This is a genomic window from Hyphomicrobiales bacterium, assembly GCA_017642935.1.
Lineage (GTDB): Bacteria > Pseudomonadota > Alphaproteobacteria > Rhizobiales > MH13 > MH13.
Map to the genome: position 1 here is coordinate 989,004 of JAEPOK010000001.1, position 11,202 is coordinate 1,000,205.

An 11,202-nucleotide genomic window follows, 5' to 3' on the forward strand; every position below is an offset into this window, starting at 1 on the left:
TACACCGCTCTACGCGCACGGCAATCAAGCGGTTGCATATTCCGCGCCAAGCTTCATAGTTTTGTGCAACCGATTGTCGGAGCATCCCGTTTCCGCCGCCAGCCGATGAGATTTCATGTCCACTGCCGCGTCAACTTCAGCTGCTCCGGCAGCGATTGCCGACCGTCGTTTTTCGGCTACCACTTGGAAAACGGTGACGGAGACCTTTGCTGAGCGATTCGGCGCGGCGTTTCAGACCGGCGATGCCATTCGTGAGCAGCATGGCCACACCACAACCTGGATCGAAAACCAACCGCCCGACGCTGTGGTGTTTGCCAGTTCAACCGACGACGTCGCGTTCGTGGTGCGGACCTGCGCCGCGCATGATGTACCGATCATACCTTTCGGCGTCGGCACGTCGTTGGAAGGCCATGTGAATGCGCCAGAAGGCGGCATTTCGATTGACCTGTCGCGGATGAACCAGGTTCTTGGCGTGAACGCCCAGGATTTCGATTGCGTTGTGCAGCCTGGCGTCACGCGCAAACAATTGAACGCCACGCTGCGCGACCAAGGGCTGTTCTTTCCCATTGATCCCGGCGCAGACGCCACACTGGGCGGCATGGCCGCCACGCGAGCCTCGGGCACCAATGCGGTGCGCTACGGTACAATGAAGAATATGATCATCTCGGTTGAAGCGGTGCTACCCAATGGCAGCATCGTTCGCACCGGTCATCGGGCGCGCAAAAGCTCTGCCGGCTATGATCTGACCGCATTGTTGATCGGTTCGGAAGGCACGCTGGGCATCATCACCGAGCTTACTGTGCGCCTTTTCGGCATCCCCGAAGCCGTTGGCAGTGTTGCGGCTTCCTTTCGTTCAGTCGCCGAGGCCAGCGAAGCGGTGATCGCGACCATGCAATATGGCGTGCCGGTCGCCCGGATTGAGCTGCTCGACACGCTGACGGTGCGCGCTATCAATGATTATGCGAATTTGAACTTTGATGAGGCGCCATTGCTGCTGGTTGAGTTTCACGGCTCGGAAACGGCGGTTGCCGAATACACAGACCTATTTAAGGCTATCGTTGATGATCATGGCGGGACAACAATGCCGTCGGCCAACAGTCCCGAAGAGCGCAATCGGATCTGGCAGGCCCGGCACGATGCCTATTGGGCGAGCCTCACACTGCGACCCGGCGCCAAGGGCCTATCAACCGACATTTGTGTCCCGATCTCGCAACTTGCCACCTGTATCGGCAAAGCGCAGGCCCGCGCTGAAGAAGAAGGATTCCTGGCGCCGATTGTTGGCCATGTCGGTGACGGAAACTTCCACGTTCTGCCGCTCATCGACATGGACAACGAGGATGAGGTCACGCGCGCCAAGGCTTATGTCGGATGGCTCAATGAAATGGCGATCGAGGCCGGTGGTACTTGCACCGGCGAGCACGGGATCGGCCAAGGCAAAGCGCCTTATCTGCGCCGTGAACTTGGCGAGGCGGTCGATGTCATGGGCGCGATCAAGCAAGCGCTCGATCCGCAGAACATCATGAACCCCGGCAAGATTCTGCCCCTCTAACCGTCCAGCACCATGCGTGGCGAAACGGCGCGTGGGTCGATCTTGAGATCAAGAATGGCTGGCCGCTTCGCCTGGCGCGCGGCTTGGAACGCAGCGGGGAAATCTTCGTCGCGGGTTACCGTCGCGCCATAACCACCATAGGCGTTCGCAAGCGCCGCGAAGTCCGGGTTTTTCAGATCAGTCCCTGACGGGCGGCCTGGATAGGTGCGATGCTGGTGCATGCGAATGGTGCCGTAGACACCGTTGTTCGCAACCAAGACGATGACGTTCGCACCGTACTGAACGGCCGTTCCAAACTCTTGGATCACCATTTGCAGGCAACCGTCACCGGCCAGGCAGATAACGTCACGATCTGGCGCTTCGAGTTTGGCAGCAATCGCCGCCGGCAGTCCATAGCCCATCGAGCCGGAGGTCGGCGCAAGCTGCGTGCGCCAAGTCCGGTAGCGATAGTAGCGATGGAGCCAGGCAGCGTAATTGCCGGCGCCATTGGTGAGGATCGCATCGTCCGAGAGCACCCTATTGAGGTGGCTGATCACACTCTCCATGCGCAAATCACCGGTCGTCGGTTGCGGTTCCTGCCAGGCCTCATAACCGCTACGACAACCTTCGACGTAGCTGGTCCTGTCAGCGGCCGGAGGAAGCGCTGCGTCGGCCAGCGCGATGGCCATCGCCGCTGGTCGGCAGGCAATCGCAACGTCGGGATGGTAGACACGGCCAAGCTCATTAGCGTCGGAATGAACATGGACGAGCGCCTGATGCGTCTTCGGTGGTTTGAGTAGCGTGTAGCCGCTGGTTGTCATCTCGCCGAGGCGTGGCCCAAGCGCGAGGATGAGATCAGCCGCATCAATGGTTTTGGCCAACGCCGGATTGGGCGCAATACCGACATCGCCGGCATAGTTGGGGTGTTGATTGTCGAGAAAATCTTGGCAGCGAAACGACGTGCCCACCGGCACCTGGGCCTTCTCGGCAAACACAGCAAGTGCCGATGCGGCTTCGCCTGTCCAACCGCCCCCGCCGACAATCACAAACGGGCGTATTGCCTCGCTGATTCTACGGGCGACCTCTTCAACGTCTCCGACTGACGGTTCGGCTTTCGGTAAGGTGGCAGCCGGCGGCACTCGCGGCCGCTCATGAAGCGTTGCGGACAAGATGTCCTCAGGCATCGCGAGCACGACAGGCCCGGGCCGACCGGCTTGGGCGACATGGAAGGCGCGACTGACATATTCGCCGATACGATCGACGCGATCGACTTCTGCCACCCATTTGGCGAGCGGGCCGTACATCGCGCGGTAATCCACTTCCTGGAAGGCTTCGCGATCGCGTTGGTCGGTGGCGACCTGGCCGATGAACAAGATCATCGGCGTGGAATCCTGGAACGCCACATGAACGCCCGACGCGGCATTGGTCGCGCCGGGTCCGCGGGTCACGAAAGCGATGCCAGGCTTACCCGTCAGCTTGCCATGGGCCTCGGCCATCATGGTGGCGCCGCCTTCCTGGCGAACAACGATGGTTTCTATCTTGGCGTCGTGAAGCGCATCGAGGGCGGCCAGATAGCTCTCGCCGGGCACACAGAACACGCGTCTGACGCCTTGGGCCGCCAGCGCATCAATGAGAACAGTTCCGCCGTGGACTGGCGCCTCAGACATTGCTCCAGCCGCCATCGATCACGTGGATCGTGCCAGTGGAATAGGCTGCTTCATCGGACGCAAGATAGACAGCCAGAGCGGCGATTTCTTCAGGTTTACCGATCCGGCCCATTGGCTGTCGACTGATGAACGCAGCTCTGGCCGCTTCATAGCCGCCCATGGTTTCACCGAGTTTTCTGATACGATCTTCCAGCGACGGGCTTTCCACCGTGCCTGGGCAGATGGCGTGTGCACGAATGCCCTGACCGATGAAATCGGCGGCAATGGATTTCGTCATGCCGATGACGCCTGCCTTGGTCGCGCCGTAGACAAACCGATTGGGCACCGCCATCACGGATGAAGCGGCAGACGACATGTTGATGATAGTGCCGCCTCCAGTACCGATCATGTCCGGCAGGAAGGCTTTGGTGACGCGGAACATCGCTGTCATGTTGAGATCGAGCGAAAAGGCCCAGCTCTCCTCATCGCAATCGAGAATGCTTCCATGTGCGACGAAGCCTGCGCAATTGAACAACACATCCAAGGCACCGACGGCTTTCTGGGCTTCTGCGATACTGACTGGGTCTCGAACGTCGAGCACACGGGTTTCGCATCCGCCCGCGTCAAGGTCACCAAGGGCAGCTTCATTGATGTCGGTGGCAACAACGCGTGCGCCCTCTTCGGTCATCGCCAGCGCCGTTGCCTTGCCGATGCCTTGGCCGGCGGCAGTGATAAGGCAAGTTTTGCCGTCCAAACGTCCCATTCAATTGTCCTATGCTGAGCTCAACAGTTCATCAATTTCGGCCCGCGTGGGCATGGAGGGCGCGGTGCCTGCGCGCGTCACCGAAAGGCTTGCGGTCGCACAACCAAAGCGTACTGCCTCGACCGGTTCGCCGCCTTCAGCAATGGCAACTGCAAAGCCTCCGTTGAAGGCATCCCCTGCCCCGGTTGTTTCTACGACTGGGCCGGCGTTGAAGGCTGGAACGTGTTCGCTGACGCTTCCGTCGTCATAGAGTGCGCCCTGTTCGCCGAGCGTGATGATGGCCGCGCCAGCACCCTGGTCGCGCAGAAGCTTGGCCGCCGCACGCGCATCATCGACGGACACCACAGGGCGACCAACCAAGGCCTCGGCTTCGGATTCATTGGGTGTCACGAAGTCGCAAAGCGCCAACATGCCGTCCGGCAAGGTATCAGCCGGTGCGGGATTGAGCACGGTGCGGGCGCCACCTTCTTTGGCGATTTGAAGCGCGCGGACCGCAGCCTCCATCGGCTGTTCCAATTGCGTCACAAAAACGCTCGCGGACCCTATGAGATCGCCCCGTGCATCGATGTCCGTCGGGCTTATCGTGCGGGCTACGCCCGGCGAAACGATGATGGCGTTGTTGCCGGTGCCGGATTCCACAAAGATGTAGGCAGCGCCGGTGTAGCTGTCGGCGTGCTGGCTGATGGCCGGTTTAACGCCAGCCTCCTGCCAGGTCGCAAGCGCCATATCGGCAAATGGATCCTCGCCAAGCTTGGTGATGAAGTGCGCCGACACGTCGCCGTCGCCCGCAGCCATTGCGGCGGCGACGGCCTGATTGGAGCCTTTTCCGCCAGGGCCAAGTGCAAAGCTCTCGCCCAGGATCGTCTCACCCATTTTTGGCTGGCGCGGCGCGCGATAGGCAGTATCGGCAACGAACACACCGAGAATAACAACATCGGCCATCATGCGCTCCTAGGCTTCAGGTGGGATCACACCCTTGCGCAGCATAAAGCAGCCGTAGAACCGCCGCTCACCGGTTTGGATGACAGCGTAGGCCTCTTTGGCCATGTCATAAAAGGCGAAGCGCTCAATGCTCACCATCGGGCGGTGATTTCCTTCGGCCGCATCGATGGCAGCCTGAACCTCGTCTTGAACAGGTGGTATGGTGTCCGGTTCACCGACGATTTCCATCCGGCCGGCAAAATCATCGACAAAGGTATCGAGCGGAAAAACGGAGAGCACCGCTTCAACCGCCTCGCCCGCCGTCACATTGCCGATACGTAGCAGGTCACCGACAACGGTTTGCCGGGCTATGGAGTCTGCGGGAAAGTTGGTGTCCGAGATGATCAGCGTGTCGCCATGGCCCATTGCAGCGAGCGTATAGAGCACCTCGGCATTGAGGCGCGGATCGATTCCCTTGAGCATGGCGCTTCCTCCTTTTCGCTAGTGGCCCAGCTGGCGAATCTGGTCTGCCAGCGCAAGGCCCAAGGCTCTATGGCCTTCTTCATCCAAATGAATACCGTCAATCTGCGACATGGAACAGACGCTTCCGGCGTCCCAAACCGCCACGCCGGCGCGTTCGCCCATGGCAGCAAAGCTTTGTGCGAACTTTTGCGACTTCTCCACGCCGCCCTGAAAGAACTCCATCAGGACGCCTGAGTCGGTCAGCGGCGGTGGTGCGACCACCAGCAAGTCAGGCGCCGTTTTGTTCGGACCACATCCGCTGGCACGCACAACTTGAACCAGTGTTTCAACACCAAGTGTGATCTCGGTGGGCGTTACCTGAAAGCGCGATTTCAGATCATTGGTCCCGAGCATGATGACAATGAGATCGATCGGTCGGTGGCTTTCGAGCAGAGCAAGCAACGAGCGCTGGGCGTTCTTGTGCGCGCCTTCGAGGGGGTCGTCGTGCGCCGTTGTTCGTCCTGGATGCCCTTCGGCAAGCACGTGCCACCCCGGACCAAGCGCGCCAGCCATAATCGACGTCCAACGGCTTTCGAACGGGAACCGGCCCTTGTCGCCGAAGGACGCCATTGGCATCGTGCCGTGCGTGTTGCTGTCGCCGAAGCAGAGAACGGTCTTGGCCGTCACAGCCGCGCTCCGGTCTGCGCATCGAAAAGGTGCACCTGGCTGACATCTGGTTTGAGAGTAACCGTCTGGCCGACCGAAAAGGGTTGGCGCTCGCGCACAACGCTGACGATATCCCGGTCACCGACCCGCGATACAAGATGGATTTCCGAGCCCGTAGGTTCCACAACGGCAATGGTCGCCTGAAACCCCTGATCGGCAGGTGTCAGATGCTCTGGGCGCAGGCCCACCGCCACCGCTTTGCCGCTGTGCCCGTTTGCTGCTTGGCCAAGGTTAAAACGAATGCCTTCAGCGGTGAACTCTGTGCCTTCAATTGTGCCATCGATGAGATTCATCGACGGCGACCCAATGAAACTGGCCACGAACGTGTTGGCGGGGCGGTCATAGAGGTCCAGGGGCGCGCCGGCCTGTTCGACATGGCCATCGCGCATCACCACGATCTTGTCGGCCATGGTCATGGCCTCGATCTGGTCATGCGTGACGTAAACGGTTGTTGTGCTCAGGCGTTGGTGCAACTCACGAATTTCAGAGCGCATCTGGACGCGAAGCTTGGCATCGAGATTGGAGAGCGGCTCATCAAAAAGAAAGACCTGCGGATTGCGCACAATCGCCCGACCCATCGCAACGCGCTGACGCTGGCCACCCGATAGCTCGCGTGGATAGCGTTTCAGGTAGGGTTGAAGCCCGAGAATATCGGCTGCGCGGTTGACGCGCTCACTGATTTCCGCCCTCGGCATGTCCTGCATTTTGAGCGCAAAGCCCATGTTTGCCGAAACGGTTTTGTGTGGATAGAGCGCGTAGTTTTGGAACACCATCGCGATGTCGCGCTTGGCCGGCGGCAGATTGTTGATCACCCGCTCACCGATTTGAATGGTGCCGCCGGTGATGCTTTCTAAGCCCGCGATCATGCGCAAAAGAGTCGATTTTCCGCAACCTGACGGACCAACCAGAACGACGAACTGGCCATCGTCGATATCGACGTCAATGCCATGGAGAACCTCAACCGGTCCGTAGCTTTTGCGCACCTCGCGGACGGTGACTTCTGCCATGGTTCTGCGTACTCCCAGCCTTCGTCCCGCCCGCTTTGCGGCAAGCAAGACATGGTACGGTTGCCCCGTACGTCTTTTGGCAAGACCTAGCCGAAGCGCTGCGCTCTGTCCATTCTCAACATGCTAACATGTTAGCGGCTTGACTTGGGTCCTTAACGTTGAGACAGTCCTCAACGTAAGGGCGCAGTCGGGTGTTTCGCCGGGCGTTTTTGCGCAAAGAAATTGGCGCAGTTTTCACGGTCTTCTTGGGCCGCATACCCGGCGCCAGATAAGCCCAAAAACGGGCATCCGGTTGGTTGGAGCGATACTGCCCGGCCACATGATGGGAGGAACCTCAATGAAAGTGGATCTTTACAACTATGCCGTGAAAAGCGGTCTGACGCGGCGACGCTTCCTTCAGGGTTCCACCGCCTTGGCCGGGGCTGCTGCGTTCACTGGCGCAGGCGGCGTTTTGAAGCCAGCCAGGTCTTTTGCGCAGTCGGATGTTCGCGCCGAAATTTTGCGCATCCCAGGCGTCGGCATGGGCTCTCCCACGGATGCTGATTGGCAGCGCGTTGGCGAGCTTTGCCTTGGGCCGACCCGCGAAGTCGTTGCCGAAGGCGAGTTCGAAGGCGTTGAGCTGACCTTTATGGGTCTCAACAACCAGAACCTCCACAACTTCTTGTTCCGTGGTTTCTTGCGCTCCTGGGAAGAGTACACAGGCGCGACAATCAATTGGATCGATCTTGCGCAAGCCGACTACAACGCCCGCCTGCAGCAATCGATTGCCACCGGCACCGTTGATTTTGATATTATCGAGATGGGCGCCCCATTCGAAGGTGACACCGCCGGTCGCGGCCTTCTCAACGAGATGCCCGATTGGGTCGCAGAGCTCATCGATATGGATGACTATGTGGACTATCTCAAAGCGCCAGTCGGCACCTGGGATGGCAAGACCTACCGCGTCTCCATCGATGGCGACTGCCACACCTTCGCTTTCCGCACCGACTACTATGAGAGCGAGGAACTGGCGCAGGCTTGGGCCGACGCCGGCAATGACAGCGCGTGGGAACAGCCAACGACCTGGGAGATGGTCAACGCGCACTCCAAGTTCCTGGCCGGCAAAACTGATCCACTGACCGGCCTAGACGCCCACGGTTATCTCGACCCGCTGAAGGGTTGGGGCGGCTTCGGATTCTACTTCCTGGAAAACCGTGCCGCGCCGTACGTGAAGCATCCCGATGATCCGGCTTGGCTGTTCGATCCAGAAACCATGGCGCCACGCGTCAACAATCCTGGCTGGGTGCAGGCCATTCAGGATGTCATGGATCTTATCGCAACGCCGGGTGCCTATCCGGCTGATCAGATCAATGCCGATCCCGGCACGACGGCCTTCCAGCAGTTCCTGGCTGGAACCGGTGCGATGCTCAACTGGTGGGGCGATGTGGGCTCGAATGCACGCACATCGGACTCGTCCGTCGTCGGTGATGTGGTCGGCTTCGACATCAACCCCGGGACCTCACGGGTCTACAACTCGGTGGCCGGCGCTTGGGAAGACACGCCGAACGTCTCGCCGAACAACGCCTATATCGGCTGGGGCATTTATGTGACCAACCGCGTGGAAGGCGATGATCTGAAGCGCAAGGCTGCCTGGTCGGCGGCTGCGCATCTGGGTGGCAAGGATCTGTCGCTCTGGGCGTCGGCTTACCCATCGGGCTTCCAGCCTTACCGCAACTCACATTTCCAGTTCGATGAGTGGGAAGCGGCCGGGTATGACCGTCCATTTGTGGAGGACTATCTTGGTTCCAACCTTGATAGCTACAATCACCCGAATGCGGCCATTGAGCCCCGGATCCCGGGGATCTTCCAGTACTACTCGGTGGCCGAAGACGAGCTGGCAAAAGGCTTTGCTGGCGAGTACGGATCGGCTCAGGAAACGGCGGATGCCATCGCCGCGGCCTGGGAGCGGATCACCGATCAGATCGGGCGCGAAAGCCAAATCGCGCTCTACCGAGCCTCCCTCGGCCTTTAGCGGCCAACTTGCGGGCTTGGCGGGCACACGTGATGACGAAACGTGTGCCCGTCGATCCGCCTCTTTTGCCCCTTCGGGCCTGCAAGGGATGAGTGCCGGTGGCCGCCCAAGGCGATCTTCTTCACGTTGTCACCAATGATGATATATCGGCTCAACGCAGCGCGTTCGGCCGATTTATCATGTGGGGGTCCTTGGGGCTCCTGATTGCCGTTGCGGCCTTTCAGACTCTCGGTGCAACCGGTCAAATTGACCCAAGCTTTGAGAGCTGGCGGCCAACGCTCTATGCCTATGTTCTATGGGCAATTTGCCTGTGCGCCGGCCAGGTGCTCGTGCGCGGCGAACAAGGCAAACGCGTCTTGTTCGTGTTGCCGGCGACGCTTTTCGTCATCTCGATGGTGGTCTTTCCGCTGCTCTTCGGGCTGGTGATTGCGTTTTCGGACTGGAACCTCTCTTCGCCCGATGGCCGGCAGTTCAACGGTTGGGACAATGTCCGTCAGATGTGGAACGACCCGTTCTACTGGAACGCGCTCACCAACATGGTCTGGTATACGCTGGCCATTCTGGTCGAGTACGCCATCGCGTTCGGTCTTGCCCTGTTGCTCAACAGTCAGATTAAGGCGCGGAAATTTTTCCGCGTGGCGTTTCTGCTGCCGCTGATGCTGTCGCCGGTTGCGGTCAGCTGGATGATCGGCAAATCGATGCTGGAAGTTCGTTTTGGCCCAATCTCCAGATTCCTGCGCGAGATTGGCGTCGAAAATGTATCGTTCTTCGGCAACCCGGAGCTTGCCCGCCTCACCATCATGATCATGGATGCGTGGACGTTCATTCCGTTCATGATGATCATGATTTTGGCCGGTCTTCAGGCGATCCCCAAGGAAGTGCAAGAGGCCGCCAAGGTGGACGGCGCCTCAGGTTGGCGCGGTTTTTGGGAGGTCACATTCCCGTTGATGCTGCCGGTTTCGATCACGGCCATTCTCATCCGCATCATTTTCAAGCTGAAGCTTGCCGATATCATCATCAATGTCACGGCAGGCGGCCCCGGCGGGGCGACGGACTCGGTCACCAGCTTCATCTTCCGTGAGTATCGCGACCGCTCCAATGTCGGCTACGGAACCATGCTGGCGATGGTCTATCTGGTGCTTATTGTGATTGTGATGACGATCCTGATGAAGCTTGCCGACCGCTGGATGCGGCCGCGTTATTAGGGATCAGAGATGGCGGAGCAGCAGATCTTTCATGACAGCGATACCGACCTTGCCCACCGGGCACGGTGGTTCACTTCGAAACTCGTCATCTACGGAATTTTGATCGTCTGGACGATCGTCTGCCTTTTCCCGATTTACTGGACGATCACGACAAGCTTCAAAATGGCTCCAGACGTGATGCGCGGGAACATGATCCCCTGGGTCGATTATCGCCCGGCCTGGCTCGGTTGGCGCTCGCTCGGCCTGTCGCCTGAAACGATTGGCGCGGAGTCCACCGTGCGCGAACAGTTCATGCAGCGCTTTTTCAACTCGATGATCACATCGCTGTCGGCCTCGACGCTCGCGGTGGTGCTTGGCAGTCTGGCCGCGTACGGCCTGTCGCGGTTCTCGTTCAAATTCGGGTTCATGCGCAATCAGGACATCTCGTTCTTCTTCCTGTCGCAGCTCATCCTACCGCCGGTTGTCCTAGCCCTGCCCTTTCTCGTGCTTTATCGCGAGCTCGATCTGCTCGACACCCGCATCGGGCTCATCCTGCTTTACACGCTGACCGTTCTGCCGATCGTCATTTGGATCATGCGCGATCAGTTCGCCGGCATTCCAACAGAACTGGAAGAGGCGGCGCTGGTCGATGGTCTGTCGATATGGCGCGCCTTTGGCACCATCATCCTGCCGATAGCCCTGCCCGGCATGGTCGCGGCTTTCATTCTGTCGTTGGTGCTCACCTGGAACGAGTATTTCTTCGCCGCTTTGCTAACCTCAACGCATGCCAACACACTGCCCGTTATGGTGGCGAGCCAGACCGGCTCTCAGGGGATCAGTTGGTGGTCGATGGCGGCGCTCTCGTTTGCAGCGATCCTGCCGCTGATCGTGATCGGCGTTGCCTTGGAGCGCTTCATCATAAAAGGCATGGCCGCTGGGGCAGTGAAGTAAGGG

10 protein-coding genes are annotated in these 11,202 nt (G+C 59.5%); 4 read left to right on the forward strand and 6 right to left on the reverse strand.

Annotated features, from left to right (window positions below; genetic code table 11):
• Positions 1-115 precede the first annotated feature (115 nt).
• Positions 116-1,549 carry an FAD-binding protein gene (locus JJ917_04725; GenBank protein ID MBO6698118.1) on the forward strand — a complete coding sequence of 478 codons (1,434 nt, stop codon included), beginning with the start codon at positions 116-118 and terminating at the stop codon, positions 1,547-1,549.
• On the opposite strand, the gene JJ917_04730 is transcribed toward JJ917_04725, so the two are convergent.
• Genes JJ917_04730 through ugpC form a run of 6 tightly spaced genes read right to left on the reverse strand, consistent with a single transcriptional unit; the run spans position 1,546 to position 7,053 of the window.
• Entirely contained in the window at positions 1,546-3,195 is a 1,650-nt protein-coding gene (locus JJ917_04730) for a thiamine pyrophosphate-binding protein (protein MBO6698119.1), read from the reverse strand. The genes JJ917_04725 and JJ917_04730 overlap by 4 nt on opposite strands.
• Positions 3,188-3,937, reverse strand: a complete 750-nt coding sequence (locus tag JJ917_04735) for an SDR family oxidoreductase (protein MBO6698120.1) — start codon at positions 3,935-3,937, stop codon at positions 3,188-3,190. Before JJ917_04735 ends, JJ917_04730 begins: the two co-directional genes overlap by 8 nt.
• Before the next feature lie 9 nt (positions 3,938-3,946).
• Positions 3,947-4,879 carry a ribokinase gene (locus JJ917_04740; protein MBO6698121.1) on the reverse strand — a complete coding sequence of 311 codons (933 nt, stop codon included), beginning with the start codon at positions 4,877-4,879 and terminating at the stop codon, positions 3,947-3,949.
• A gap of 9 nt (positions 4,880-4,888) precedes the next feature.
• On the reverse strand, positions 4,889-5,341 hold the full coding sequence (locus JJ917_04745; GenBank protein MBO6698122.1) for an RbsD/FucU family protein: 453 nt from the start codon (positions 5,339-5,341) through the stop codon (positions 4,889-4,891).
• An 18-nt stretch (positions 5,342-5,359) separates the two neighbouring features.
• A complete protein-coding gene (locus JJ917_04750; GenBank protein ID MBO6698123.1) occupies positions 5,360-6,007 on the reverse strand; it encodes an SGNH/GDSL hydrolase family protein in 648 nt (215 codons plus the stop codon).
• Complete coding sequence (ugpC, locus tag JJ917_04755) at positions 6,004-7,053, reverse strand: sn-glycerol-3-phosphate ABC transporter ATP-binding protein UgpC (protein MBO6698124.1); 1,050 nt, start codon at positions 7,051-7,053, stop codon at positions 6,004-6,006. Before ugpC ends, JJ917_04750 begins: the two co-directional genes overlap by 4 nt.
• A gap of 337 nt (positions 7,054-7,390) precedes the next feature.
• Between ugpC and JJ917_04760 the strand changes: the two genes are divergently transcribed.
• The 3 genes from JJ917_04760 (at position 7,391) to JJ917_04770 (ending at position 11,199) form a co-directional block, all read left to right on the forward strand.
• Positions 7,391-9,064 (forward strand): extracellular solute-binding protein, encoded by a 1,674-nt coding sequence (locus JJ917_04760; GenBank protein ID MBO6698125.1) that lies wholly within the window; start codon positions 7,391-7,393, stop codon positions 9,062-9,064.
• Positions 9,065-9,243: 179 nt separating this feature from the next.
• Positions 9,244-10,269, forward strand: a complete 1,026-nt coding sequence (locus JJ917_04765) for a sugar ABC transporter permease (GenBank protein MBO6698126.1) — start codon at positions 9,244-9,246, stop codon at positions 10,267-10,269.
• Positions 10,270-10,278: 9 nt separating this feature from the next.
• On the forward strand, positions 10,279-11,199 hold the full coding sequence (locus JJ917_04770) for a carbohydrate ABC transporter permease (protein ID MBO6698127.1): 921 nt from the start codon (positions 10,279-10,281) through the stop codon (positions 11,197-11,199).
• The last annotated feature ends 3 nt before the right edge of the window (positions 11,200-11,202 follow it).

Bases quoted from the DNA above. Each gene is read 5' to 3' on its own strand.
- JJ917_04725 (MBO6698118.1), top strand. From the start codon at position 116: ATGTCCACTGCCGCGTCAACTTCAGCTGCTCCGGCAGCGATTGCCGAC.
- JJ917_04730 (MBO6698119.1), bottom strand. From the start codon at position 3,195: ATGTCTGAGGCGCCAGTCCACGGCGGAACTGTTCTCATTGATGCGCTG.
- JJ917_04735 (MBO6698120.1), bottom strand. From the start codon at position 3,937: ATGGGACGTTTGGACGGCAAAACTTGCCTTATCACTGCCGCCGGCCAA.
- JJ917_04740 (MBO6698121.1), bottom strand. From the start codon at position 4,879: ATGGCCGATGTTGTTATTCTCGGTGTGTTCGTTGCCGATACTGCCTAT.
- JJ917_04745 (MBO6698122.1), bottom strand. From the start codon at position 5,341: ATGCTCAAGGGAATCGATCCGCGCCTCAATGCCGAGGTGCTCTATACG.
- ugpC (MBO6698124.1), bottom strand. From the start codon at position 7,053: ATGGCAGAAGTCACCGTCCGCGAGGTGCGCAAAAGCTACGGACCGGTT.
- JJ917_04760 (MBO6698125.1), top strand. From the start codon at position 7,391: ATGAAAGTGGATCTTTACAACTATGCCGTGAAAAGCGGTCTGACGCGG.
- JJ917_04765 (MBO6698126.1), top strand. From the start codon at position 9,244: ATGTGGGGGTCCTTGGGGCTCCTGATTGCCGTTGCGGCCTTTCAGACT.
- JJ917_04770 (MBO6698127.1), top strand. From the start codon at position 10,279: ATGGCGGAGCAGCAGATCTTTCATGACAGCGATACCGACCTTGCCCAC.